Origin of the sequence: Aliivibrio sp. S10_S31 (genome assembly GCF_014694495.1) — a bacterium.
GTDB classification, from domain to species: domain Bacteria; phylum Pseudomonadota; class Gammaproteobacteria; order Enterobacterales; family Vibrionaceae; genus Aliivibrio; species Aliivibrio fischeri.
On sequence record NZ_JAAUWR010000011.1, the window covers coordinates 1 to 26,117 of the forward strand.

Genomic DNA, 26,117 nt, shown 5'->3' on the forward strand with positions numbered 1-26,117 from the left:
GAGCAAAACAAACTGAAAACTCATCAGGGTCGACCATACTGACTGTTCTAGCGATGGTATCATGACTTGGTATACCGTTTTCAAACTCTCTGAAGTTGCGTAACCAATCTAAGTTACATTCACCAAAAGCTTCTATTTCTTTCCATCCTTTGCTTCCGCAAAGAATGGAGCACAGCGTAAGAAATAAGATATCGAAAAAGTTATGTGTTATCTTAGTTTCTTGTCTAGGGTCTGAAAGTATTAAAAATTGCTCAAATAGATTGGTCTTATTCATCTGGAGTTCCCACCTTTGCTTTAGAAAGGTATAAGATCACACATTCATGATGATTAGTAGTGATTTTTAAAATTTTCACCTAGATTTCTGGAAAATACCGCGTTTTATACATGCGCCGGCCCTGAGCGTAACCTAAACCAAGAATGATCAAAACTTGAATTAAGCCTACAAAGATATAAGGGATGATTTTTGCGACCATGAGTTCAAATGAGCGGATCGGAGTGGTGATCAATAACTCTAAATTACCTCTTTCACACTCTCTAACAATCGCAGAGCTAGTAAAAAGCACCATGGTCATTCATGGTTAATATAACGCCTAATAAACCAGGAACGATATTAACTGCAGAGCGTCGACTAGGATTATAAAACAAAGTGACTTCAAATGTTTTGGCTTTGGCTGTATTTCTTACATCAAAATCCAAATCAGCCAATGGCATAGTTTGTAATGATAAAATAGCAGCACTGATCATAGTATCTGAGCCATCAACTATCCATTGGCCAAGTTCTCTTTTTTGCATGACTCGTTGAGTGATGTCTTTTGGTAAGACTAAGGCGGCACGAACCACACCCTGTTGAATCGCCTTTTCAGCCTCTTCAACCGTAGGGTAATACTGCTTTATACTAACCACTTGAGTTACTTTAACTGACTCCGTAATTAAGCGCCCTAATGTACTCTCACTTTGATCAACAACAGCGACCGGAATATCCCTAATATCCGTATTAATGGCATAGCCAAACAACAACAATTGAATTAATGGGATCATAATAACCATTCCGAACGTCAACTTATCTCTAGACAGCTGGCGTATTTCTTTCATCATGATGGCTTTCATGCGATTCATTGATTTCATTGACGTCCCTTCCCTGTTACAGTAACGAAAACATCTTCTAAGCTAGGACGGGCGATATTCATTTCCGCGTCTTTTAATTCACTAAAATTCGTTCTTAACCATAAGATAGGGTCATCAATATGTTGATGAATAAGCACACGTAAACGGATCCCTAACTGCGCAGCAGAGCGTACCTCATCACAAACTATTAATTTTGCTTTTAACGCTCGTAAGTTATTTGCTTTTACCTCGACAATATTAACCCCCATGTTTGCCATGAGTTCTTCTGGCTCACCATCAGCCCGAATAATGCCTGACTCCATAATCGCTAAACGATGACAACGTTCCGCCTCATCCATGTAGTGAGTCGTCACGAGAATGGTGGTACCTTTATCTGAAAGATCGAACAACTGCTCCCAAAACTCTCGTCGATTTTCAGGGTCAACTGCCGATGTAGGCTCATCTAAAAACAAAAGTTCTGGATTATGCATAGTGGCAGCGGCCAATGATAATCTCTGCTTTTGACCACCACTCATTCCTGACACTCGTTGTTTACGTAGCTGATCAAGGCCATATGTCGCTAATTGTTCAGAAACTCGTGCACTTAATAATTGCTTTTCCATACCAAAGATTTGGCCAATAAATTCTAGGTTCTCTTCAACACTTAAATCATCGTATAGCGAGAACTTTTGAGTCATGTAACCAATCTTTAAGCGTAACGCTTCCGACTCTTTTGGTATGCATAAACCCAATACATCAACGGTTCCTGATGTTGGGCTTAATAAACCAGTTAGGGTTCGGATAGTCGTTGATTTACCACACCCATTCGGCCCTAAAAAACCATAAATGCTGCCTTTAGGTACGGATAAGTTAATCCCATCAATCGCGGTAAAATCACCGAATTTTTTTACTACCTCTTTTGCTTGAATTGCCAATTCAGTCATATACTTAATCCTTACTCAATTGAACTTGAGCAGGTACACCTGAAGGTAATAGAGCGGCTGATTCGGGTAAATCAACCTCAGCTAAATAAACGAGATGTGAACGATCTTCTTCTGTTAATGCGTAATAGGGTGTAAATGATGGATCCGTTGCAACCCATCGTACCGTTCCCTCAAAAGGCGTATCAATACCATCAACTTTAACGGAGAATTTTTCCCCTGGCACAAAACCTACACGATACGATGCGGGAACATAAACACGAGCATAAGGAACTCTATTGGCTTGAATAACAGCGACAAAACCATTAACAGGAACACGCTCACCGAGGTTATATGGAAGGTTATCTAAAATTCCATCACGAGTAGCAACAATGGTTAATTCATCCAATTTTTGTTGTTGTAAAATAGCTTCAGCTTTCATTGCATCAAGTTCAGCTCTTGCTTGCTCAATATCTTCAGGTCTTGCACCAGCGGTCAGTTTTGAAAACTCTTCATTTGCCGAATTTAATGCCGCTATGGCTGAATCTCTTGATGCTAATGCGGCATCCTTATTTGATTGACTGGCAAGGTTTTTCTTTACTAACTCGACCATTCTGCGATACGTTTTTTCAGCATCAATCAGTTGAGCTTTCGCTTGATCAACCCTTGCCTGCGCAGAGGCGATATCCTCAGGGCGTTCTCCATTTGTTAAACGTAATAAATACGCTTGCGCTTTAGCCGTATTCGCAATGGCATGAGCAAGAATCGCTTCTTGATTTTTGGTATCTAACTGCACCAAAACATCACCGACTTTAACTTCACTCCCCTCTTTAACTGGTAATGCTCGAATAATTTCATTTGAGGTAGCAGAAAAAGTCACTCTATCTCGCTCTAATGTACCTAATGCTTCATCACCTTTATCTGGCGAGCACGATTGCAGTGTCATAATACATGCTAATCCTAATAGTATTTTACGCATTTTCATCCCTTAAGTGATTACCTAGTCTTTATCATATTACTCCTAATAAAATACGATTAAATCCCTTAATACTAATATTGCGATAATAAACAAAAAGGGGAAAATTATGGCAAATTCAATAAAAGAAGTAAGCAAAACAAATAACTGCCTACTACTATTAATAATATGTTTGCTCAAATTTTAGGATAAATATGAAATGGATTTCTGTATTTGCATTCCTACTTATTGCTCTTTATCACCCCGTTCAGGCGACGTCAGTCGAAGTGGCTTTCCTTGGTTACAGTAACCATTATGTTGATAGAGACTATGACTATAACGAACGACATAAGCTGATAGGTTTTAGCATCAATAACGGTTTTAGTGTTGCGAATTTCACTAATTCGTATAATCGAAAATCAACGCTTGTTGGCTGGAAATTTCAAACAGATGACGCCGTAATGCTTAGCAAGTTATCATTTGATGCGGGAGTGGTTTTAGGTGTGGTAACTGGCTATAAACAGGATGAAATCATCACTTATATAAACGAAGATATTAGCCTTTATCTTATACCTGAGCTTATTATTTCTTACCCTATTACCGACACAATCTCTCTATCATTAGTGAATGGGATTGTGCCGGATTCAAAAGGGATAATACTCATGCACCATCTTGAGCTCTCTTTTGATGATCTATTTTAGCTTTTTAGCCAGCACAAAAGCACTAAGCAACTCATCAAAATAATTACGATTCAAACTTTTGCCTATCGTCCCTTTATTGCCATTATTTCGCTCTAATTCTAACGTACACCCTTTCCGCGAAATATATCCTATAATACTGAAAATAATGAATACAATTGAAGTCACTACCTCTGTTATATAGGTATAAGGTGCTTCTTCACTGAGCGCCCCTAATATCGGTAACACTAAAAACCAACCAATGGTATAAAACATAACGACACTAAAAATACCAAGACCCAATCCATATTTAATACGTTGAGCTTTGCTCCATTCAATAATGTTAAGGCTCATAACATTATCAATATTGTCTTTATATCCTTTGTAAGTAAAAGAGGTATTCGTTACCTTATATCCATTAGAATCAAAAAACACCTTATCCATAATCCTCATCCTTTTGTTTTTATTAAAATAAAACTTATGCGCTTTTCTTAAATAATTTTTTATAAATAGATTGAATAAAAATAGCAAAGCCATAACTGACATCAGCTTTTCCATATTCATCTACCGCATAAACAAAATTAGATTGGAATTTTTCAACGGCTTCTTCTGACGTTTCTGCATAGATAACATCATCTTCAACTTCAAAGCCTTGTGCGAGTATGACGGACTTCTCTTTTAAAAAAGACTCCGATGCCATATCTAGGAAGGTATATTTTTTACGATCACTATTGGGAATGCAAAAAAATTGGTACTTAGCCATATTGGTTTCCTCTGTTAAATAAAACGTCTCAAAATAGGGTTTAAATTGGTTTCGATACTTTATTTACAGAAATGAAACTTAAGTAACTTATAAATTACATGAATTAATCTAAAGATATTCGCTATGATTAACAATAAGTATAAGCCAAAAGGATGATCGCCATCACGCACTGTAATGATTGCATGCAATAGGTTCACAAAATAAATACAAAGGTAAGACACATGCAAAAATACTATAAATACTGAAAATCCCTTTTAACGAACAACACACTTCCTTGCTAGTATCTATTGATAGAAATATTATTTAATTAAGAATTACCTATCTGTATGCATACTGTTTTTGAATCATTGCTAATAACTCAATCTAATCGGTTACTTAAATGTGAGCCTTCCTTGTTCGAAATTACGTGGAGAGAATGCGCCGTTGAAGCTTTAGAACTTTTTAAAATTGATAGATTATCCCTTTTTCCAAACTCTCTTATTCTATTCAATGAAGGAAAGCTCATTAATGCCCAGAGACAAGGGGTTGCTGAAGTCCAAAGAGCAAAGTATTCAAGTAAAAAACCAACAGAATATTTAAAACTGCTTTCTTCTTCTAAACAAACCATCACTTTTTCTGCCTATGAGTTGAAAAATAGTAACTTAGAGGTTTTACGCTCTCTTTACCAAGATGGCGCTAGATGGCATTGCATCATCCCACTATCAATGCACGGTAAAGTATGGGGAGCAGCAACGCTAGGTCGATTGGATCAAGCTGAAAAAGAAATCGATGATATACAAATAAATCGTTTAAAAATGCTATGTGAAATGTGGTTATGTTATTGGCAGCACTCTGTGCTTACCCGCAACTTACAAAGTGAAGAACAACGCCATATTAATGAAGGTGAGCAACTGCTATTACTCAGTAAGAAGCAGACGACTATTCTTAACTTACTTGCGACAGGGCATTCGGCAAAAGAATGTGCTGAGAAGCTAAACCTTAGCCCTAGAACCATTGAATCACATAAATATAGAATGCTGACAACGCTTCAATTAGAGAATCACTCTGAGCTAATACAGTTTGCGCTACGTAATGATTTAGGGAAAAAATATAATCCTTAAATGCGGTAGTTTTACGGTATTAATTTTAACCAATTTCAATAAAATTTATCTCACATATAACGTGTACCTACAACGATAGAGATAACAATGAAATTAATCATGAAGTTCTACAACATAGTTACTAAAAAAGAGCAATTAAAGCGACAGCACTTAAAAGCAAAACTGCATTTTGCTATAGCTCAAAACTATGGAATAGAAGGTTAATCAACAGTTATTAGGTTCTTTCCCCCCAAAAGAATCTATAATTTGTTTTGCTCTCTAATAAAAAAGCCTCTTAAATTTAGCTGTCACTAAATGAAAGAGGCTATTTTTTTAGGGGGATTTTATTAATACTTAAACAAGTTCACTTGATTGTTCAAACGAGTCGCGATTTCACGTAACTCTTCAGATAATGGTTGTGAATTGTGTTTCCCTTCTAAATTATTGAATTTAAAAAAAGGATTCACTCTCATCCGAGAATAGAGTCACATATTTTCTCTGCTTTCAGACATACACTTCTTGCAATTTCTTCACTATATACGGCATCAGAAGGATTTTTTATGTCGCAAATTTCTCTTAATGGCAAATGGATACTCACCTCTCCAGCGCATTCACACCTTGCAATTCCAATGACGGTTCCCGGTGATAATTACCATGCTTTATACCAAGCAGGGATCATTACCAATCCATATATGGGAACAAACGAAAAAGAGGTTCAATGGGTGAGAGAATGCGATTGGCATCTGTCTCAAGAATTTTCACTTTCACCACAAGAGATGAGTGCAGCCTCTTTAATACTCAATTTAAGTCGTGTTGATACGTTGGCTAATGTCTTTATTAATAATGAACTTGTTTTAAGCTCTACTAACCAATTTCAACGCCATCGTATTGATATCAAACCATTTGTTAAACCGGGTGATAACACGATTTCGGTTCATTTCTCTCGAGTCGATGAAGAGGCGCTATCAAGAGCGAAGAAATTACCTATGCCTATCCCATGGGCGGTAGGGAATAATCAGCTTCCACACATGAACCTAATACGAAAAACACAATGCCACTCTGGTTGGGATTGGGGAATTTGCTTAATGGTTTCTGGTATCTATGATCCAATTTATATTGAGGTTGTAAAAAAGGTTGAATTGAACTCAATCGAAACAGCACAAATTTGGTATCAAGGTGCTGTTGATCTCACGGTTAATGTGAAGCATGAGAGTATTGCAGGACAAGCAATTACCGTTAATTTCAATGACGAAATTCACACGTTAATTAGCCATGAGAGCGGTGGAACAAGCACCATTTTCCATATTGAAAATCCTGAACTTTGGTGGCCTTCTGGCTACGGTGAACAACCCTTATATTCACTCACTGTTGAACTGGATGAACAAACAATCACAAAAAGAATTGGCTTACGTCAATTAGAGCTTAATAACAAAAGTGATGACATTGGCTCTGCGATGGAATTTGTGATTAATGGTTTTCCTATTAACTCAAAAGGGGCGAATTGGATCCCTATGGATGCTATGCCAAGCCTTGAGTCTGAAAGCCGTTACCGAGAATTATTAACCAGCGCCAAAGACGCTAACATGAACATGATCCGTGTTTGGGGAGGTGGTCAATATGAGTCAGATCTATTCTACGATCTCTGTGATGAGTTAGGATTAATGGTATGGCAAGACATGATGTTTGCTTGCTCCCTTTATCCTTCTACAGATGCATTTTTAAAAGACGTTGAACCTGAGATCCGACAACAAATTCAACGTTTAAAAGATCACCCATCCATTGTTCTTTGGTGTGGCGATAACGAAGTTATTGGAGCGATTGGTTGGTACGATGAATCTAAGAACAATAAAACAACCTATACGGTTAATTACGATCGCTTAAATCGCAATATTGCTCAATGGATTGCAGAAGAAGATCCAAGCCGTCGATTCTGGACTAGCTCTCCTTGTAATGGCGATATGGATTTTGGTGATGCTTGGCATAATGATAACCGCGGTGATATGCACTTTTGGGATGTTTGGCACTCTGGAAAATCATTCGATGCTTACCAAGATATCAAACCACGCTTTTGTTCTGAATTTGGTTTTCAATCTTGGCCTTCTTTTTCAGAGATAAAAACCTTTGTTCCTGAAGAAGACTGGAATGTCACTTCACCCACATTTGAAGGACACCAAAAAAATGGACGTGGTAACAGCATCATCACTGAGATGTTTACTCGTTACTTCCGCTTTCCATCTAACTTTGAACAAATGCTGTATTTAAGCCAAGTGCAGCAAGCTATTGCGATTAAAACAGGCTGTGAATATTGGCGTGCAATCAGCCCTATATGTCGAGGTATGCTCTATTGGCAACTCAATGATAATTGGCCTGTAAGTTCATGGTCGAGTATTGAATACAGCGGCCGTTGGAAGCAGCTTCATTACCATGCGAAACGCTTCTTCGCGCCAACTTACGTGCCTTTTGAAGAAACAGGTTCTGAATTACGCATTCGAGCGGTGAATGATCGTCGAACTGAAAGTCACATTGATGGTACGGTTTATTGGATGGATTTTAATGGGGAACTACTGGGTAAATGGGCTGTAAATTACACCATTGAGGAAGATGGCAATGATGTTATTTGGTCATTAAGCAAAGAAAAATTCCAAGTTAGTGAGCATAATAGTTTTTTCTTTATTGAAATCGAAGTTAACGGTGAGTCTGTTCAAAACACGTGGTTTGCAACACCTAAACTCAAACAGTTGACAATGAAGAAGGCTAAAATCAATCTTATTCAATCGGGAACGATGCTTACCCTTCAATCAGATAATCCTGCTTTCTTTGTTCACTTAGAACATGACGGTAAAGGACGATTTAGTGACTCGAGTTTTACATTATTACCTGAAAAACCGGTAACCATCGAGTACCTTGGTGATGATATCGAAACTCTAAAAAATACACTTAGAGTGTATGATTTATCCAATAGTTACTAAATAAATCAGTAACTAACCTTTTATCAATACATTAATCCAAAAGCCAATGAGACTGTCATTGGCTTTTTTCAAACATCGCTTTTGAAGTATAACGATGAACACCTGATACCTGATGAGTACTTAACGCTAAATCAAGCATACATTGAGCAACTATTTCACCTTCTATCGGCTTATAATTTAATAAAAATCCTTTCATTATTGGATTAATGGCACTCATGATCCCTTGCAATAATACTTCATCTTTTCGGGTTTCACTTCGATCACCAGACAATGGTCCAGGTTGCATAAAAGTCACACTAGAGAATCCTAACAGAGATACGCTGTCTTCCATTTCTCCTTTGCACTTTAAATAATGCGAAAAAACAGAAGACGATGCGCCAATGCAAGAGACAACATAAATATGCTTAACCCCAACCTCTCGCATTGATTGAGCAACAGAAATAACAAGATCCGTATCTATCGCTTTTAATGCAGCTTTACTGCCTGCTTTTTTGATGGTTGTACCTAAAGCAATAAAACCAATTTCAGGAGCACTTTCTTCTATCTGCTGCTTATCTATAGATAAATCATCGCTCACCATTTGAACTAGTTTTGAACTCGTTTCATCAAGTGGTCGACGAGATAAACTATAAACTCGATCAACGGATTCATTTTTTAATGAGAAATTCAATAAATGGTGGCCTATCAATCCTGTCGAACCTGCGATTATGATCGATGCTGAATCAAACATAATTTACTCCTGAGTATTTGCACTTATCATTATAATTTTAGCTTAATTACATAAACGGAAACAAAAATTGGTTATTCATTGTTATTGGTTTAGCTAATTACTGATGCTATTTCCGTAGCGCATGATCAAATCCACCACACTATTTACGCCCAGTTTTTTCATTAGATTAGAACGATGGACCTCAATGGTGCGTAAAGAAACACACATTGAATCAGCCATTTGTTGGTTTTTCATTCCTTGAACAATCAATTTAAGTACTTCTTGCTCTCTGGCTGTTAAAGAAAGATAAGAGCGATGTGCATCTTGGCTTTTATAACGTTTTTCTGATGCCGTTAATCCATTCTGAATAGCAGTAAATAGCACTTCACCATCCACTGGTTTTTGAAAAAAATCCACAGCTCCAGCTTTTAGTGCATCCACCGCCATGGGTATATCACCATGCCCAGTAAGGAAAATAACACTTAAAGGGCTACTTTGCTGATTCAGTAATTCATGTACGTCTTGGCCTCTTAAATCAGGCATTCGACTGTCTAAAATCGCACAACCAGGAGCCGACACATCGACAGAGTCTAAAAACGCTCGACCACTATTAAATTCAGACACAAAAAAGCCGTAACCTTCAAGCATGAAAACCAATGATTCTCGTACTGAGTGTTCGTCATCAACCACATACACTTTTGGAACACTTAAATCGGTATATCCTTTATCCATTTCCTTTTTTATCCCTTTTGATAAGGTAAAATTACCTCAACACAGCAGCCTCTTGGTTTAACTGAGCTGTATTTCATCATTCCATCATGATTTTCAATCACATCTCGACAAATCGCTAAACCCAATCCCAAACCGTCTTTTTTCGTAGTATAAAATGCTTGTTCTAACGGCGTTGTTTCGTCTTCAATACCAATTCCATTATCTATGATCATAATACGCACTTGATCGGGTAAATAAATTAGCTCAATTCTCACAACAAGAGGGTCAGTTATTTTACCCATTTTGATGCAAGCGTCTTTAGCGTTATTTAATAGATTAAGTAGCAATTGTTGTAGGCCAGTATAATCCGCTGAAACCATATTAGGCTCACCGTTACTGTTAATCTCTATCGCTATGTTATTTCGCTGAAAATCATGTTCAATCAAACGATAAGTATCATTAACTAGCGTGCCTAACCAAAAGCGTCGCTTCTCTATTGGTTTTTTATGGATAAGATCTCTTAAACGCTGAATGATATCACTGGCAACCGTCACTTGTTGTTGGATCTTTTCCATAACAGGAAGCAGATCTTCAGACTTATTGCCTTTTTCAATACGCAGCTTTACTCCTTGGCTATAGTTTTTGATCGCCGACAATGGCTGATTTATTTCATGCGCCAGACTGCTCCCTAATTCCCCCACAATCATAATTCGTTGTGCATGTTCAAGCATGGTGCTTTTTTCTCGCAAATCTTCTAGTGTTTTACGTAACACCTTTTTACTGCGTTTAAAACGCAACTCAAGCAGCACATGGTAGATATTTAGACCAAATAGACCTGCAATCAACATTAACGCTAAATATGGATTGCGGTGTAGCCAATCTTCCATCTGCTGTGTCCACGGCTTCTGCAATGGGTGCATATCAAAATGTTGATATACCTTATCTACATTTAAACTGCTTTCTGGAAGTGTCCAACCTACGTTTTTTGCCGATTCGGCGGCAAAGGCATTAGCAGGCATAGCCAACAAGGCTTGCGTGACTTTCTTACCAATTTCATTAGAAGCGCGATCCGTCTTTGCAAACGTCCAATTTGGATACAATGGTGTACTGACTGCACAAGTGAATCCATCATGCTCTTGCTGACCTAAAACACGAAAATCAGAACGATCAATAAATCCTTCTTCGACCATTTCTTCCAGTGTACAAGCCGGGGCTATCGCGACATCTAACTCTCCATTCTCTACCGAACGGATCAGATTGTCCGTTGGTGGGCCAGTGAATTGAATACGATCAAAAAAAGACGAATTAAAATAACCCAATTTATCCATCTCAAAATGAAAAGCGATAAAACCACCGAAAGCTTTTTCTGATACGGCAGCTATTTTGGCGTGCTCTATATCTTGTAAAGAATGATATGGCGAATCAGCCCTAACGATCACAGAAGAGGCAATGGCTTTACTAAAAGGAAGTTCATGCCCTTTTTTCTGAGTCGCTAACCAGTTAATAGGTAATCGTCTTGCAAATGTGGTGGCTTGCCCTGGACTGGTTAATAAGAAATCCAACTCGCCATTTTGAAATGCACTTTCTAACCCATCAAAGTTATAGGAGTGCAATACAAACTTACTGTTTGGGATTTGTGATTCCAGCCACCTCATCGTTGGTTCCCACGCAATATTACAGTGGTAGTGCCCTCTTAATGCCAAAACACCAACGTCATACTGTTTCATTTTTACCGAATTCGCATAGCAAACTGTAGGACAAATCAGTAAGACAAATAAGCAACTGCATAGAAGAAATGAGAGTCGTTTTTGGTAATAGTTATCAGTCAATGAAAAGGGCCTTATACATCACATTTAGGAATGCAGTTATCATCGATTTTCACAATAATTTTATTGCTTTAGATCAAGTCCTTAGCATTATTGTGGTTTACCACAATAGTGACAATTTAATGAATAACTCAAAATCTCACTACTACCTTAGAGGTAAGTGGGATAACACCCTTTTGTGTCACTTCTAACACCAAATTAAAATAAAAAAGTTAGCGGCCACTTCCTCCAGTTTTAGGTTCAAAAATTCAATCTGTTTTGTTTTTACAAAACACAAAAACTTTAAACTTACTGGAAAATACACAATGAAAAAATCAACGATTGCCATCGGTGTTTTAGCCGCTGCAGTAGCAATAGGGTACCCGACTTACAAATCTATGTTTTCTGCTCCTTCCTTTGAGATCAGCGAACAACATCTAACAGAAAAATTCTCGCATTATGCTCACCCTGAACACTTCATTGCCGCTCAAGATCTAAAAGAAATGATGGATAATGGCGACAATGTTGTGGTTATTGGTGCATTAAATCCAATGAAACCTGATGCTCCTATCGAAGGCTCTTTTACCATGTGGCGTGATGGTTACTCGGCAAAAGAAGGCACTTATGAGTTCGATGGCATGAGTAACACAACCGAAGAGATGGAAAAAATTCTAAGCTCTTATGGTGCAACGCCTGAATCGACTATTGTTGTTTATGCAGCAACATCACACCACGATGCCGCTCGCCTATTTTGGCAAATTGAAGCACTAGGCCACAGCGATATTCGCTATCTAGATGGCGGCTTAAACGCTTGGGTTGGTGCTGATTTACCTACAGGTAATGCAAATCCATCGGTTGCTCAAAGTGATTATCAAGCATCACAACCTGCACATAAACACACAGCTCTTGCTACGTTAGATATGGTGATTGAAGCTCAAAACAATGATGAGTGGGTAATCATTGATACGCGTGGTAACGACGAATTTAATGGCACAACAACGGTTGGTGGCGCATTTGGACCAGGAACGATTCCAAAGAGCGTACACATTAACTGGACTAAAGCGGTAAACGAAGACACCACACTGAAATCAGCAGAAGAATTACAAGCGCTATACGGTGACGTTATTAAAGGCAAAAAAGTCATTGCCTACTGTCAATCAGGCGTTCGCTCTGCGCATACAACCATGATTCTACAAAACGTGCTTGGTGCAGAGGAAGTTTACAACTATGACGGCTCATGGATTGAGTACAGCCACGCTCACTATGAAGAAAAACAGCCGAACGTTACCGTTATCAACGGCCAAATCTAATTCAATCTTAAATTGGAATCATAATAAAAATGAGCAATGTAATTTTTAGTCAAAAACTCTACGATACCGCTCAAATGGTCGTAGATGGCTGCATGGGTGATGCCGACCCAGCATGTCAAACTGCATGTCCAATGCACACGGATGTGAAACAATATGTACGCTTAGCGGGTGAAGGTAACTACCAAGAAGCCTTAGATCTGATCCGCGGAAAACTTTTCTTACCTCAAACTCTTGGCCGTATTTGTGCTCATCCATGTGAAGCAGCGTGTCGTCGTAATACAGAGTATAACCAACCAATCAGTGTTGCAGGGATCAAACGCTTTGTTGCCGAAAAAATGGATAAACAAAGCAATTGGGATCTCACTGTTGCCAATGACAGCGGTAAAAAAATCGCTATCGTTGGCGCAGGTCCTGCTGGTGCACAAGCGGCAATTGAACTTCGCCGCAGTGGTCACCAAGTGACAATCTATGAAAAGCTGAATGTTTACGGTGGCATGATGCGTGTAGGTATTCCTGAATACCGTTTACCACGCGATGTTATCGATTTTGAATACGGTTATTTAGATATGCTGGGCATTGAAACGAAATTCGGTGTAGAGATAGGTAAAGACATCTCTTTCAATGAACTTCGTCTTTCTCATGACGCTATTGTTTTAGCTCACGGTGCTCATGTTGGTTCAATCATTCCGCTTCCAGGTCACAAAGCACAAGGTGTATTTTCTGCGGTTGAGTATCTAAAAGAAGTATCAGAAACTCGTGATTTCCCTCGTGCAGGTAAGCGAATCATGGTCATTGGCGGCGGAGACGTTGCTATGGACTGTGCTCGTTCATCATGGCGCATCGGTGCAGATGAAGTACACCAATGTTCATTAGAAGAAATGGCGAAACTTCCTGCAAGCCAAATTGAAATTGATGAATCTCTAGAAGAAGGCGTGTTATTTAATGCTGGCTGGGGACCGATTTCAATTGAAGAAACAGACGGAAAAGTAACTGGAATCGTACTTAAAAAAGTCATTTCTATTTTTGATGAAAATGGCAACTTTGCACCAAGTTACTCGGATGAAACCCGCACGATTGCTGTGGATACCGTTATTTTTGCCACAGGGCAAGTAGTCGCAGACATTACTGATGGTGCACTGGAACAAACTCGTGGCGGCCGTTACGTGGTTGATAAGCACACTTTAGCGTCTTCTGTTGACGGTGTTTACGTTGCTGGTGATGCCTGTGGCGGTAACATTGTTGTTGAGGCAATGGCACTCGGTCATAAAGCGGCACTTAGTATTGAACGTCAATTCGCTAAACGCCCTCTTACTGAGAATCGTGATTTTGAGAAAGAGTATAACTACCCTTCTCGCCTTGATATTCCACTTCCAAAAGGTACAACTGACACGCCTCGCCTACACGGTCAATTACGTGATTCTGAAGAACGTAAACAAGATTTCAAACAAGTTGATCTTGGTTTTTCTGAAGAACAAATCAAGCAAGAAGCGTCTCGCTGTCTGCAATGTACATGTAAGTTGTGCATGAATGAATGTGTGATGATGAATGATTTTGGCGATTGCCCTAAAACCTTATTTAGTGACTTCATCAATAACAAAGCCATGGACCCTCTATTGGCTTATTCATGTAATGCCTGTGACCAATGTACGATTGTTTGCCCTAAAGACTATCCAATGAAAGAGATGTTCTTAAGTGCTCGTGTGGATTTTGTTAATGCCAATGGCGGTAACTCTCCAATTCCGGGACACAAAGCAATCAATATGCACCAGAAGCTTGGCTTCTCTAAATTCTTCACTATGGCTAAACGTACGGTGGCTTCAAAATGAGTAATAAAGTATTTATGCCAGGATGCAGTCTGCCATCCTACTCGCCAGAAGGCGTTGCAAGCATCGCAAAATATCTAAAAGAAGTGTACCCAGATATGGGTGCAGTACAAAAGTGTTGTGGTAAACCAACATCAGCTATCGGTCAAACAGATCTATTTAAAGAGCGTTACGGTCAACTGCAAGCGGATTTCGATAAGCTTGATGCACAAGAGGTGATCGTGGCTTGTCAAAGCTGCTATGCGGTCATTAAAAAATCGGGGGGTAATCAAAAACCGGTATCACTATGGAAATTGCTACCTCAAATCGGCCTTCCTGCTGAGTTAATTGGTAAAGCAAAAAACAGCGATGTGGTATTCACCATTCATGACTCTTGTTCTACACGTTATGAAAGTGAGCTTCAAGCTGGCATTCGTTGGATCTTAACTGAACTTGGTTACCAAATTGCAGAACCAGAATACACAAAAGAGAACACACGTTGTTGTGGCTTTGGTGGCATGGTGGTTCCTGCAAACCCTGATGTTGCTAGACGTGTTATTAAGCGTCGTGTTGAAGAGTTTAAAACGGGTCACGTTGTAGTGTATTGCTCTGCATGTCGTGCCTCTATGATGGGCGTAGGTACTAAAGCGTGGCATATCCTTGATTTAATGTTCGGTCCCGTGATCATGAATGGTGATGAACCACCAGTCAACGTATTAGCAAGTCCTGTGAAATCATGGTTCAACCGCTATAAATCAAAAGCTGGCTTAATCAAATGTATGTCTGTTGACTAATTAAAGGGATGTAAAATGAAATTCGTAAAAATTGCACTTATCATTGCGGTGATTGCACTGGCATTATTTGCAGCAAAACAAACCGGTATTCTTGAGATCATTACCGATATCAAGAGTCTTCAAGAGTGGATCGCAGGCTTTGGTGCTTGGGGTTACATAGTATTTGTCGCAGCATTTGTGTTTGCTTGTGTATTTTTACTACCAGGCAGTGCATTCACCATTGTGGCAGGCATCGTATTTGGTCCTATCAAAGGTGGCGTTTTAGCGCTATTTTCAGCGACATTAGGCGCAGTTGTAGCATTTATCGTTGCTCGTTTCTTACTTCGTAATACCATCATGAAAAAGTTTGGCGATAACCCAATCTTTAAGAAAATTGATGATGGCGTAGCAAAGAACGGTACAAGCTTCTTAATCTTAACTCGCTTAGTTCCTGTGTTCCCATTTAGCTTACAAAACTACGCTTATGGTCTAACGAGCTTAAACTTAGGCACTTACGCTTTAGTTTCTTTAATCACAATGGCACCGGGCGCATTCATCTTTGCTTACATGGCAGGTGATATTGCAACAAACGGCGTATCAGCAATGTTATTAGTTAAATTTGCAGTTGCTGGTCTGATCCTATTTGGTATGTCTCTTATTCCAAAATACATTGCGAAGAAAAAAGGCATCAATATGGAAGAGTTAGCAAAATAATAAAGCGATAACCTTAGAACATTGGTATCCAACGTATTGCTAAACGTTATTAAAAAGGATGGTAATTGTTTGAAACTATTATTAATACCAGAGGTATAATAGTTAAGAACACATTACTGTCCTTTTGTTGTTACTACTAATACAACAAAAAACTCTTACCGCTATCACACTTTTTATAATAAATAAGAGTAATAAACAGTACGCTTGCTATAACCAATAAAATACTCAACGGATGACTTTATGAATAAGCAACTTACCACCATCGGGATCATGGCTTCACTTTTTGCAACCTCCTCTTTTGCCACCGATTGGACACAAATTGAAAAAGAAGCTCAAGGACAAACGGTTTATTTTCATGCTTGGGGCGGTAGCCAAGAGATTAACCATTACCTTCAATGGGCAAATAAAGAACTGCAATCAAAATACCAAGTGACTTTAAAACACGTAAAAGTCAGTGATATATCTGAAACTATTCCACGCCTTATCGCTGAAAAAGCAGCGGATAAAAACACCAATGGCAGTGTTGATATGGTTTGGATTAACGGTGAAAACTTCAAATCCATGAAGGACAATCAATTATTGTTTGGTCCGTTTACTCAAGATTTACCAAGTTGGAAATACGTCGATAAAATGCTACCAGTCGATGTAGACTTTTCAGAGCCAACCGATGGTTTAGAAGCGCCTTGGGGAGTGGGTCAACTGGTATTTATTCATGACTCTGAGAACCTAACGAACCCACCACATTCATTTGCTGAAATGCTAAGTTATGCTCAGAAAAAACCAAACAGCTTAAGTTACCCTCGCCCACCAGAGTTTCATGGGACGAGCGTCTTAAAATCTATGTTGATTGAGCTAACCGATAATAATCCTGCGCTGCAAAAACCCGTTTCTGAATCGGATTTTAATGCCGTAACCGCACCACTGTGGGATTACCTAGAAAAATTCCATAAAGTGGCCTGGCGTGGCGGTAAGCAGTTCCCTGCAGGTACATCAGAAACCATTCAACTACTTGATGATGGACAGCTTGATTTAGCCGTTACTTTCAATCCAAACGCTGTATATTCTGCACAAGCCAATGGTAACTTAGCTAATACGACTAAAGCTTATGCCATGGATTCTGGTGCACTATCTAACATTCACTTTTTAGCCATTCCATGGAATGCAAAAGCAAGTGCAGGTGCACAAGTTGCCATTAATTTCTTATTAAGCCCAGAGGCACAATCTCGTAAAGGGGATTTGAATGTCTGGGGTGATCCCTCTGTATTAAGTAGCAAATACCTAACGGGTAGCGCAAATAATACACAACAATTTAAATCTGTTTCTGAACCGCACCCAAGTTGGCAAGCGGCTATCGAAAAAGAATGGTTAAAACGCTTCGGTAGTTAAGTTTAAGTAAAATTAGTATGTTACGAGCTCTATATCTTATTATTATTGCAGTCTGTATTCTGCCTACACTTCCCGGTTTACTGGGAGTTGCAGTGTCTGCTCTGGGCTATATTCCACCTCTTGGTATGCATCACTTCTCTTTAGATGGTTTTGCATTGGTCTTTTCTTGGGAGGGAGTATGGCGCTCAATCGGGCTCACAATATATTCAGCCATTGCAAGCAGCTACTTAGCGTGTTTGATCACCTTCGCTGTTTTACAAGCCACATGGGGAAGTAAATTTTGGCGAAAAGTGGAGTTATCACTATCGCCTTTATTAGCTACACCCCATGTCGCTTTTGCTATTGGTTTTGCTTTTTTGTTTGCACCAACAGGAATGGGAGTTCGCGCTCTTCATAGCCTATTTGGTTACGATGCTTCACCTCAAGACATTAATGATCTCGCATTCTTAATCAAAGACCCTCATGCACTTGGTTTAATTGTGATGCTGGCATTAAAAGAAGTGCCGTTTTTACTGCTAATGAGCATCTCAATTCTTACTCAACTCAAAATTGATCAAATTGAGAAAGTCAGTGCCTCTTTGGGTTATAGCAAAGCACAAATGTGGTGGAAATGCGTGTTTCCACAATGGTTAACAAAATTGCGTTTCCCTATGCTTGCGGTTATTGCGTACAGTTTATCTGTTGTTGATGTCGCATTAATTATTGGGCCAACCAACCCACCGACTTTTGCGGTTTTAGTTTGGCAATGGTTTACCGAGCCTGACTTGAGTTTACTGCCTCGTGCAGCGGCTGGAGCTGTTGTACTTTTCGCTATTGCTTCTCTATTAATCGCTTTTGCTCGCTTGGTTGAATGGACGATAACAAAAGGCATTAGATGCTGGCAATATTCAGGCCGTAGCGGTATTTCTCTTCCTGGTAAATCACTTTTCTTACTCATCATTTCACTCACAGTGTTAATGGTGCCATTAATGCTTATCTGGAGTTTTGCACAACGTTGGCGCTTCCCAGATTTATTACCAAGTCGTTATAGTGAACGATTTTGGCAACTAGAATGGGACAGCATTTTAAGCACCATAAATCAGAGTCTTTCCATTGCTATCATTACCGCTTCTATTGCGCTAGTGCTTGCCGTGTTAGCTCATGAATACCGCATTAAATACAAATGGCAAGTTCCGGGCTATATCATTGCGATTCCAATGCTTATCCCTCAACTTTCTATATTATTTGGCTTGCAAGTGGTGACACTTTATCTAAGTAGCGATTCCTATTTCTTCTGGGTGTGTTGGGCACATGTTTTCTTTGCTTTCCCATTTGTTTACTTAGCTCTCGATGGTCCTTGGAAGAGTTTTGATACGGGTCTTACTCGTGTTGCTCTAAGCTTAGGAAAATCACCATTTCAAGCGTGGTGGAAGGTAAAAATGCCGATCTTACTTCCTGCTATTGTTTTTGCGTGGGCGGTTGGGATCAGCGTGAGTTTAGCGCAATACCTTCCGACATTAATGCTCGGCGCGGGTCGAATTAGCACGATTACAACTGAAGCGGTTGCGCTTTCAAGCGGTTTTGATCGTAGAGTGACTGCGATATACGCAATTTGGCAGGCTTTACTACCGTTATTTTTCTTTACCTTTGCGATTATGATCAGCCGTTTGCCGATGAAATGTCGCCGTCTTTCTATTTAAGGTTAATTACCGAATGTGTCTTTATCTCGAAAACCTCGCCATTCATAAAACCGGTGGCGAAGCTCTATTTACCTCTCTAAACATGAGGGTAAAAAAAGGAGAAATCCTAACTTTAATGGGGCCTAGTGGCTGTGGAAAATCCACTTTATTAGATGTCATTGCTGGCCATCTTTCTGATGAATTTTCTTATTCTGGAAACCTAACTCTAGACAGTACTGATTTAACCAAGCTCCCTGCTCACAAACGTAATGTCGGGATCTTATTTCAAGACGACTTGTTATTTCCTCACCTCACCGTTTGGGAAAACTTAGCATTTGCACTACCCAATGCCATCAAAGGAAGTGCTCGTAAGACACAAGCAATGCAAGCATTAGAGCATATCTCATTAACTAAACTCGCCAACTCTTTTCCTGCTCAGATTTCTGGTGGTCAACGAGCTCGCATCAGTTTAACTCGCATGCTACTTGCAAAACCCAAAGTGGCCCTTCTGGATGAACCATTTAGTAAACTAGATAAAGACCTTCGCATTCAATTTAGAGATTGGGTGGTTGAACAGCTAAAAGAAGCCAATATTCCGGCTTTAATGGTGACACACGATAAAGAAGATGTACCACAAGGAAGTCGAGTACTTACTTGGCCTTGGGAGATAACTCATGCTTGATAGTTTCAGTATTAAAGTGATTCGTTGGCCTTTAGCGCAAAGTGCCAAGCTCATTAATAAACTGGGAATTACCGCCAACCAAACGACGCTATTTGGCTTTGTTTTAGGTTGCTTAGCCTTCCCTGCTCTTATTGCAGAGCAATATTTGTTGGCTCTAGTATTTATTGTCTTGAATCGCATTTGTGATGGATTAGATGGGGCATTAGCTCGAATACAAGGCATAACTGATGCAGGAGGCTTTCTTGATATCAGTTTGGATTTTCTGTTTTATTCTCTGATCCCTTTTGGATTTGTTCTCGCCAACCCTGATCAAAATGCCATTGCGGGTGCGTTTTTAATTTTCTCATTTGTTGGGACAGGAAGCAGCTTTTTGGCTTTTGCTATTATGGCAAGTAAACAAGGAATTGATAATCCAGTTTATAAACACAAATCCCTTTATTACATGAGTGGCTTAACCGAAGGAACAGAAACCATTGCGTGTTTTATCGCATTTTGTCTGTTTCCAACCCATTTTGCCATTATCGCCTATGTGTTTGGTGCCGCTTGCTGGTTTACCACCTTTACTCGCATTTACTCTGGGTTCCATACTTTAAAACCGTAAGTTTCATCAACTCCACGCATAAAAAAACGGATGGTTTATGCCATCCGTTTTTAATTTTGAACAATCTATTATGGCAACTTAAATAGCCCAACCACCAACATAGAAAATAATCAATGCAATCGTGATAGAGACAATACCAACATTCAGTTTCTTAATCTCGCCAGCAAAAACACGGCCAACAACAAGTGTAGTAAAGCCGATCATGATACCTGTTACGATGTTTGCAGAAAGAATAATGAATACCGCACACACAAGGCCAGATAACGCATCAACTGAATCTTCAAAATCCAGTTTAGATACATTACTTAGCATTAATAAACCAACGTACATAAGTGCAGGAGCCGTTGCATAGGTAGGTACTAAGTAGCTTACTGGCGATAAGAAAATCATAACTAAAAATAATACGCCAACCACAGTTGCTGTAAGGCCTGTTTTACCACCAGCAGCAGTACCTGCCGCCGATTCAATATAAACAGCAGCCGGTGCACCACCAACAAAACCAGCAACCATTGAGCTTGCAGAATCCGCTGTTAATGCCTTACCACCATCAATGATTTTACCGTCTTTATCTAATAAGTTTGCTTGGCCTGCTAACGCACGGATAGTACCAGTCGCATCGAACACTGCCGTCATAACTAAAGCCACGACAACAGGAAGAATCGCAGGTGTTAAAGCACCCATGATATCCATAGAACCGATCAATGAACTACCGTCAGCAGTTTCTAAACTCGGCAAAGCAAAGAACCCATTGTAAGTTACGCTTGGATCAAAAATTAAACCGATGATTGAAATAGCAACAATCACTAATAAAATGCCACCAGGAACACGTTTCTTTTCTAAACCAAAGATAGCCGCAAGACCAAGTACTGACATGATCACAGAAAACGAAGTAATGTCACCTAGCATAATAGGCAGACCCGCATGTGCATTTTTTACGATAAGCCCCGTGCCATCTGCTGCAATTAACAGTAAGAAAAGGCCGATACCAATACCAGTACCATGAGCAATACCTGATGGTAAGTTATTTAAAATCCACTGACGCACGCCTGTTACCGTAATAAGTGTAAATAAAGCACCCATAATAAATACGGCACCAAGGGCAACTGGAATACTTACGCCTTGACCTAATACTAAACTGAACGCAGTAAACGCGGTTAGTGAGATAGCACAACCAATTGCCATTGGTAAATTAACCCATAACCCCATTAACAATGAGCCAAATGCAGCAACTAAACAGGTAGCAACGAATACTGCACCAGTATCAAAGCCTGCCGCTCCTAACATGCTTGGTACAACAATAACCGAATAAACCATCGCTAAAAAAGTAGTTAAACCCGCGATCATTTCTGTTCGAACTGAACTACCACGTTGTGAAATCTTAAAAAATCCATCCAATTTCTTTCCAAAATTTGATGTTGTTTCAACTTGTTGAGCATTGTCCTGAGACATGGAACTATCCTTACTAAAGTGCGTTAAGTTGCAGTCATAATTTGCGCGCATTTTCACATAAACTGAGCGAGATATAAATAAGCAATCGTTACCGTAATGAGAATTCAAGAGGTTATAGTGAATAAAAGTCTAATGAGAAATGAAGTGATTTATTGATTTTTAAAAGAAAAATATCAACTAATACGTTCACATATTTTTTTAATAATTATTGATTTTTCCTTGTCAAAAATATGACCCACCAGATTCACCCAGCTTTTATTTAACAAAAAAATAAAACTCGCCTTAAATAAGACCACTAAAGCATCACATAACGGAAATGAATCAGATTTGATTTCACAACATAAATAATAAATAAGACAAGGTTATAGAAGGTATCAAGAAAAAACAGTCACAAAACCTCAATAAAAATACAGTATGGTGTAATATTTGCTTACATTTCACTGCTGAAATTTATCGAGACAACAAGAGACAAACACATGAAGACAGATCCGTCTAACAATAAAGAAGTTCTATTTCCCAAAGAATATAACTTGTTATCAATCACCTCCCCATCAAGTCATATTACCTACGCAAGTAGCAATTTTTGTGAAGTAGCTGGATTTACGTTAGATGAACTGAATTCACAACCCCATAATATCGTTCGCCATCCAGATATGCCGAGTGAAGCATTTAAAGATATGTGGTCTCACCTAAAAAACAAAAAATCATGGATGGGATTAGTTAAAAATAAATGTAAAGACGGAAATTACTATTGGGTTGACGCCTTCGCATCTCCTATCCTTCAAAATGGTGAAATAAAAGAGTATCAATCTGTTAGATTAAGTCCTTCTCGAGAGCATATTGCTAACGCTGAAAAAGTATATGCATCATTAAAATCAGGTAAGAAACCATTTAAACTAACATTGCCAAGAACTCGTTTATGGCAACGCTTTGCTTTAACATTAATACCTAGTTTTATTGTCGCGGCTCTGATTTCATATCAATGGTCCCCTTTATTTGGTTTAAGCCTCTTGAGTACACTTTCGCTATTGAGTGTCTATTCATTAACTCGTCGTTTAGAGCAATTATCAACTAAAGCAAAAGCGGTCTTTGATAATCCACTAATGGAATTAATTTACACGAATCATGTGGATGATATTTCAGAAATAGAACTGGCGTTAAAAATGCGTCAATCTGAAATTAACGCCATTATTGGACGTATTCAAGACTCTAATGAGCAGATTGAAACACTAGCGAAATCATCAACTTCTAACTGCCTAGATACCGTTAATAACCTAAACGAACAAACTCAAGAAACCAATCAAGTTGCTAATGCTATCCAAGAAATGTCAGCTTCCGTTAACGATATTGCGACAAATGTTCTAAGTACAGCTCAAGCAACAGAAGAAGCATATCAAGTCACTTCTGAGGGAATGGCAACAGTCACAGAGACAGTAAACTCAATCCAAATGCTTTCAACACAATTAACCAATGCCTCCAATATCATTGCAACACTGGAAGCTCGCGGAAACGAAATTGGTTCTGTGTTAACCGTGATACAAGCCATTGCAGAACAAACAAATCTATTGGCATTAAATGCGGCAATCGAAGCTGCACGAGCCGGAGAGCAAGGCAGAGGATTTGCCGTTGTTGCTGATGAAGTCAGAGCATTAGCTCAGCGAAGTCAAGATTCAGCAAAAGAAATTCAAGATATGATCAAACAGATACAACAAAGTACACAAGATGCCGTTGAAGCAATGGAACAAGGAAAATCACTATCTGGCGTATGCGTAGATTCAGCAAATAAATCAGGCCATACGTTACAAGAATCCTTTGAGCAAGTGAGTGCAATTGCTGAAAAAAACACTCAAATATCCGTTGCGATTGAGCAAATTGTCAAAGTATCCGAAGACATGAATACAAACATTCAATCAATTAATAATGTCTGTGAGCATACACACAACATTGCAAATGAAACGATGAAAGAGTGCAGCACTCTCTCAGAAACAATTGATTCTCAAGGAGCTCTGGTCGCTCAATTCCGAAACGTATAAATATCCAATAAAGACAAAGCCCAATGTGATTCATCTTAGGGCTTTCGTCTTTAAATCTGCGTCTTTTTAACTACAAATTGAGCTTTTTATTTATCCGACTTTCTCCTTACTTAATTTATGCCATAATCACAGTTCACAAGTCTGCATTAAAGGGAAGAAAATGACTGCTACCGCTTATCTTAATGACTTAAACCAACGTTATTTATCTATTCATCGCACCAAAGAAAACTTCTTCTGGGATACTTACATGGGGCTGAGTGATGATCATAACGGCTCAACAGAAGCTGAAACGGCTTGGACGCAATTCTTAAGTGATGCCACACAAATTCCAGCTATAAAGCAACAAATCAAACAAGCTGAATCCATTACAAATACAGAGGAAAAAGAGCAAACTCTGATTGGATTACAAGGCTGGTTAGCTACATTTGAATCACACGCTATTGAGTCTGAAACCGCACAAAAGCTAAAATCAGAACTGATAAAATTTGAAGCCGGTTTGTTTGAGAAAAAACAAAACCACACCATGACTTATGTGAATGAAGCGGGTGATACCGTTGAAGGGTCTCTTCCTGTTCTTGCATCTGTTGTTCGTACCAGCTCTAATGAAGCGACACGTCGCTCTGCTCACCAAGCCTTTCTCGATTTAGAACAATGGCTACTACAAAATGGTTTTATTGAACTGATCAAACTGCGTAACCAATTTGCTCGCTCTCAAGGATTTGAGACTTTCTTTGATTATTCAGTAACGAAAAAAGAGAAAATGAGTGCTGATGAGTTATTTACCATTTTGGATGACTTTGAAAAGCGTACCCATGAATGTCATCAACAAAGCTTAAACCAACTAGCTGCTGATAAAGGGAAAGACGCACTACTTGCACATAACTTCGTTTTCTCATTTGCTGGCGATGCTATGCGAGATTTAGATCCCTATGTGCCTTTCTCTAAATCATTACGTCGTTGGGTTGAATCATTTGGCCGCTTGAATATTGAGTTTTCAGGTGCAGAGTTAACATTGGATTTATTAGATCGTAAAGGTAAATATCCAAATGGATTCTGTCATGGTCCAATACCTTCGTTCTACGATCAAAACCAATGGGTTGCAGCAAAAGTTAACTTCACCAGTAACGCTAAGCCAGATCAAATTGGTAGTGGTTATGATGGTATGAATACCTTATTCCACGAAGGTGGTCATGCAGCTCACTTCTCAAATGTAAAAATGAACGCTCCGTGTTTTTCTCAAGAGTTTGCTCCCACATCAATGGCATACGCTGAAACTCAATCGATGTTTTGTGACAGCTTATTAACCGATGCTGACTGGTTAAAACAATACGCATTAGATGATAATGGTACTCCTGTTCCTGATGAGATTATTAAGGCTATCATTGATTCCAAACAGCCGTTTAAAGCATACCAAGAGCGCAGTATTTTGGTTGTACCTTACTTTGAGCGTGCGTTATATCGATTAAGTGACGAAGAACTCACGCCAGAAAACATCACTGCACTAGCTCGTGCTTCAGAGAAGAAAATCTTAGGGTTAGCATGCAGCCCTCGCCCACTAATGGCAATACCACATTTAGTGTCAGATGAAGCCGCTTGTGCTTATCATGGCTATTTACTTGCGCACATGGCGGTATACCAAACTCGCGCTTATTTCACTGAGAAATTTGGCTACTTAACTGATAACCCTGAGATCGGCCCATTGCTTGCAAAACATTATTGGAATGCGGGTAATAGTGTTAGTCACAATGACTCTATCATTGCATTGACAGGAGAAGGGTTTAACGCGAAATACTTAGCTGACGAGTGTAACTTATCTGCACAAGATGCATGGAAAGTAGAGCAAGATAAAATCGCAGAGTTAAACTCTCGAACTCAAGCAGACGTTGCACCTCTACATGCCAACATCACGATTGTTGATGGCCCAACAACATTAGCAAGCAATGCTGAGTCTAATCAAAAAATGTGTGATGATTTTGAAGCTTATATTAAAAAAACATACGGTAGATAACTATCGTAG

22 protein-coding genes and 1 pseudogene are annotated in these 26,117 nt (G+C 39.1%); 13 read left to right on the forward strand and 10 right to left on the reverse strand.

Going from position 1 to position 26,117, the window contains the following annotated elements:
- From HC728_RS10905 to HC728_RS10920, 4 genes and pseudogenes are all read right to left on the reverse strand, one after another.
- Positions 1–274: ISAs1 family transposase (locus HC728_RS10905; RefSeq protein ID WP_190395482.1), on the reverse strand; the 274-nt coding region annotated here is incomplete at its 3' end.
- Between the two features lie 127 nt (positions 275–401).
- Positions 402–1,125 (reverse strand): annotated as a pseudogene (locus tag HC728_RS10910) (ABC transporter permease); the annotation flags it as partial.
- Positions 1,122–2,048: an ABC transporter ATP-binding protein gene (locus HC728_RS10915; protein WP_012535171.1), complete on the reverse strand. Its 927-nt coding sequence runs from the start codon at positions 2,046–2,048 to the stop codon at positions 1,122–1,124. The gene HC728_RS10915 and the pseudogene HC728_RS10910, both read right to left, overlap by 4 nt.
- A gap of 4 nt (positions 2,049–2,052) precedes the next feature.
- Positions 2,053–3,003, reverse strand: a complete 951-nt coding sequence (locus HC728_RS10920; protein ID WP_065639602.1) for an HlyD family secretion protein — start codon at positions 3,001–3,003, stop codon at positions 2,053–2,055.
- Between the two features lie 191 nt (positions 3,004–3,194).
- On the opposite strand from HC728_RS10920, the gene HC728_RS10925 reads away from it, so the two are divergent.
- Positions 3,195–3,680 (forward strand): hypothetical protein, encoded by a 486-nt coding sequence (locus tag HC728_RS10925; protein ID WP_012535577.1) that lies wholly within the window; start codon positions 3,195–3,197, stop codon positions 3,678–3,680.
- On the opposite strand, the gene HC728_RS10930 is transcribed toward HC728_RS10925, so the two are convergent.
- Both HC728_RS10930 and HC728_RS10935 read right to left on the reverse strand, forming a co-directional pair.
- Positions 3,672–4,100, reverse strand: a complete 429-nt coding sequence (locus HC728_RS10930; protein ID WP_065621264.1) for a hypothetical protein — start codon at positions 4,098–4,100, stop codon at positions 3,672–3,674. The two genes, HC728_RS10925 and HC728_RS10930, sit on opposite strands and share 9 nt — an antisense overlap.
- Positions 4,101–4,134: 34 nt before the next feature.
- Positions 4,135–4,419 carry a hypothetical protein gene (locus tag HC728_RS10935; RefSeq protein WP_065621266.1) on the reverse strand — a complete coding sequence of 95 codons (285 nt, stop codon included), beginning with the start codon at positions 4,417–4,419 and terminating at the stop codon, positions 4,135–4,137.
- 392 nt (positions 4,420–4,811) lie between these two features.
- Between HC728_RS10935 and HC728_RS10940 the strand changes: the two genes are divergently transcribed.
- Positions 4,812–5,519, forward strand: a complete 708-nt coding sequence (locus tag HC728_RS10940; RefSeq protein WP_236733936.1) for a LuxR C-terminal-related transcriptional regulator — start codon at positions 4,812–4,814, stop codon at positions 5,517–5,519.
- A gap of 539 nt (positions 5,520–6,058) precedes the next feature.
- The gene (locus HC728_RS10945) at positions 6,059–8,467 is read left to right on the forward strand and encodes a glycoside hydrolase family 2 protein (protein ID WP_190395483.1); all 2,409 of its coding nucleotides are present in this window, start codon (positions 6,059–6,061) and stop codon (positions 8,465–8,467) included.
- A gap of 55 nt (positions 8,468–8,522) precedes the next feature.
- Here HC728_RS10945 and HC728_RS10950 read toward each other — a convergent pair whose 3' ends face one another.
- The 3 genes from HC728_RS10950 to HC728_RS10960 all read right to left on the reverse strand — a co-directional run bounded on the left by HC728_RS10950 (position 8,523) and on the right by HC728_RS10960 (position 11,614).
- Entirely contained in the window at positions 8,523–9,197 is a 675-nt protein-coding gene (locus tag HC728_RS10950; RefSeq protein ID WP_190395484.1) for an NAD(P)H-binding protein, read from the reverse strand.
- 93 nt (positions 9,198–9,290) lie between these two features.
- Positions 9,291–9,908, reverse strand: coding sequence for a response regulator transcription factor (locus HC728_RS10955; protein ID WP_190395485.1), 618 nt, complete (start codon positions 9,906–9,908; stop codon positions 9,291–9,293).
- 8 nt (positions 9,909–9,916) lie between these two features.
- The gene (locus HC728_RS10960; RefSeq protein ID WP_190395486.1) at positions 9,917–11,614 is read right to left on the reverse strand and encodes a sensor histidine kinase; all 1,698 of its coding nucleotides are present in this window, start codon (positions 11,612–11,614) and stop codon (positions 9,917–9,919) included.
- Positions 11,615–12,018: 404 nt separating this feature from the next.
- On the opposite strand from HC728_RS10960, the gene HC728_RS10965 reads away from it, so the two are divergent.
- The 8 genes from HC728_RS10965 to HC728_RS11000 all read left to right on the forward strand — a co-directional run bounded on the left by HC728_RS10965 (position 12,019) and on the right by HC728_RS11000 (position 20,618).
- Positions 12,019–13,002 carry a sulfurtransferase gene (locus HC728_RS10965; protein WP_017019886.1) on the forward strand — a complete coding sequence of 328 codons (984 nt, stop codon included), beginning with the start codon at positions 12,019–12,021 and terminating at the stop codon, positions 13,000–13,002.
- A 29-nt stretch (positions 13,003–13,031) separates the two neighbouring features.
- Entirely contained in the window at positions 13,032–14,828 is a 1,797-nt protein-coding gene (locus HC728_RS10970; RefSeq protein WP_065621276.1) for an FAD-dependent oxidoreductase, read from the forward strand.
- The gene (locus tag HC728_RS10975; RefSeq protein WP_065639584.1) at positions 14,825–15,598 is read left to right on the forward strand and encodes a (Fe-S)-binding protein; all 774 of its coding nucleotides are present in this window, start codon (positions 14,825–14,827) and stop codon (positions 15,596–15,598) included. Before HC728_RS10970 ends, HC728_RS10975 begins: the two co-directional genes overlap by 4 nt.
- Positions 15,599–15,613: 15 nt before the next feature.
- Positions 15,614–16,291: a TVP38/TMEM64 family protein gene (locus tag HC728_RS10980; protein ID WP_005421869.1), complete on the forward strand. Its 678-nt coding sequence runs from the start codon at positions 15,614–15,616 to the stop codon at positions 16,289–16,291.
- A 240-nt stretch (positions 16,292–16,531) separates the two neighbouring features.
- On the forward strand, positions 16,532–17,677 hold the full coding sequence (locus HC728_RS10985) for an ABC transporter substrate-binding protein (protein ID WP_065598150.1): 1,146 nt from the start codon (positions 16,532–16,534) through the stop codon (positions 17,675–17,677).
- Between the two features lie 17 nt (positions 17,678–17,694).
- Positions 17,695–19,356, forward strand: a complete 1,662-nt coding sequence (locus HC728_RS10990; protein ID WP_017019890.1) for an ABC transporter permease — start codon at positions 17,695–17,697, stop codon at positions 19,354–19,356.
- A gap of 13 nt (positions 19,357–19,369) precedes the next feature.
- Positions 19,370–20,017 carry an ATP-binding cassette domain-containing protein gene (locus HC728_RS10995; protein ID WP_005421863.1) on the forward strand — a complete coding sequence of 216 codons (648 nt, stop codon included), beginning with the start codon at positions 19,370–19,372 and terminating at the stop codon, positions 20,015–20,017.
- Complete coding sequence (locus HC728_RS11000) at positions 20,010–20,618, forward strand: CDP-alcohol phosphatidyltransferase family protein (protein WP_005421860.1); 609 nt, start codon at positions 20,010–20,012, stop codon at positions 20,616–20,618. The genes HC728_RS10995 and HC728_RS11000 overlap by 8 nt, the downstream gene beginning before the upstream one ends.
- A 78-nt stretch (positions 20,619–20,696) precedes the next feature.
- On the opposite strand, the gene HC728_RS11005 is transcribed toward HC728_RS11000, so the two are convergent.
- Complete coding sequence (locus tag HC728_RS11005) at positions 20,697–22,067, reverse strand: NCS2 family permease (RefSeq protein WP_065598151.1); 1,371 nt, start codon at positions 22,065–22,067, stop codon at positions 20,697–20,699.
- Positions 22,068–22,543: 476 nt separating this feature from the next.
- Between HC728_RS11005 and HC728_RS11010 the strand changes: the two genes are divergently transcribed.
- Entirely contained in the window at positions 22,544–24,100 is a 1,557-nt protein-coding gene (locus HC728_RS11010; RefSeq protein ID WP_190395487.1) for a PAS domain-containing methyl-accepting chemotaxis protein, read from the forward strand.
- A gap of 160 nt (positions 24,101–24,260) precedes the next feature.
- A complete protein-coding gene (locus HC728_RS11015) occupies positions 24,261–26,108 on the forward strand; it encodes a M3 family metallopeptidase (protein WP_190395488.1) in 1,848 nt (615 codons plus the stop codon).
- Positions 26,109–26,117: the final 9 nt, after the last annotated feature.

Excerpts from the sequence above, each read along its gene's own strand:
- HC728_RS10990 (WP_017019890.1), top strand. The coding sequence starts at position 17,695 with ATGTTACGAGCTCTATATCTTATTATTATTGCAGTCTGTATTCTGCCT.
- HC728_RS10985 (WP_065598150.1), top strand. The coding sequence starts at position 16,532 with ATGAATAAGCAACTTACCACCATCGGGATCATGGCTTCACTTTTTGCA.
- HC728_RS10980 (WP_005421869.1), top strand. The coding sequence starts at position 15,614 with ATGAAATTCGTAAAAATTGCACTTATCATTGCGGTGATTGCACTGGCA.
- HC728_RS10945 (WP_190395483.1), top strand. The coding sequence starts at position 6,059 with ATGTCGCAAATTTCTCTTAATGGCAAATGGATACTCACCTCTCCAGCG.
- HC728_RS10950 (WP_190395484.1), bottom strand. The coding sequence starts at position 9,197 with ATGTTTGATTCAGCATCGATCATAATCGCAGGTTCGACAGGATTGATA.
- HC728_RS10930 (WP_065621264.1), bottom strand. The coding sequence starts at position 4,100 with ATGGATAAGGTGTTTTTTGATTCTAATGGATATAAGGTAACGAATACC.
- HC728_RS10935 (WP_065621266.1), bottom strand. The coding sequence starts at position 4,419 with ATGGCTAAGTACCAATTTTTTTGCATTCCCAATAGTGATCGTAAAAAA.
- HC728_RS10975 (WP_065639584.1), top strand. The coding sequence starts at position 14,825 with ATGAGTAATAAAGTATTTATGCCAGGATGCAGTCTGCCATCCTACTCG.
- HC728_RS11010 (WP_190395487.1), top strand. The coding sequence starts at position 22,544 with ATGAAGACAGATCCGTCTAACAATAAAGAAGTTCTATTTCCCAAAGAA.
- HC728_RS10955 (WP_190395485.1), bottom strand. The coding sequence starts at position 9,908 with ATGGATAAAGGATATACCGATTTAAGTGTTCCAAAAGTGTATGTGGTT.
- HC728_RS10960 (WP_190395486.1), bottom strand. The coding sequence starts at position 11,614 with ATGAAACAGTATGACGTTGGTGTTTTGGCATTAAGAGGGCACTACCAC.
- HC728_RS10995 (WP_005421863.1), top strand. The coding sequence starts at position 19,370 with ATGTGTCTTTATCTCGAAAACCTCGCCATTCATAAAACCGGTGGCGAA.
- HC728_RS10925 (WP_012535577.1), top strand. The coding sequence starts at position 3,195 with ATGAAATGGATTTCTGTATTTGCATTCCTACTTATTGCTCTTTATCAC.
- HC728_RS11000 (WP_005421860.1), top strand. The coding sequence starts at position 20,010 with ATGCTTGATAGTTTCAGTATTAAAGTGATTCGTTGGCCTTTAGCGCAA.
- HC728_RS10915 (WP_012535171.1), bottom strand. The coding sequence starts at position 2,048 with ATGACTGAATTGGCAATTCAAGCAAAAGAGGTAGTAAAAAAATTCGGT.
- HC728_RS10970 (WP_065621276.1), top strand. The coding sequence starts at position 13,032 with ATGAGCAATGTAATTTTTAGTCAAAAACTCTACGATACCGCTCAAATG.
- HC728_RS10965 (WP_017019886.1), top strand. The coding sequence starts at position 12,019 with ATGAAAAAATCAACGATTGCCATCGGTGTTTTAGCCGCTGCAGTAGCA.
- HC728_RS11015 (WP_190395488.1), top strand. The coding sequence starts at position 24,261 with ATGACTGCTACCGCTTATCTTAATGACTTAAACCAACGTTATTTATCT.
- HC728_RS10920 (WP_065639602.1), bottom strand. The coding sequence starts at position 3,003 with ATGCGTAAAATACTATTAGGATTAGCATGTATTATGACACTGCAATCG.
- HC728_RS11005 (WP_065598151.1), bottom strand. The coding sequence starts at position 22,067 with ATGTCTCAGGACAATGCTCAACAAGTTGAAACAACATCAAATTTTGGA.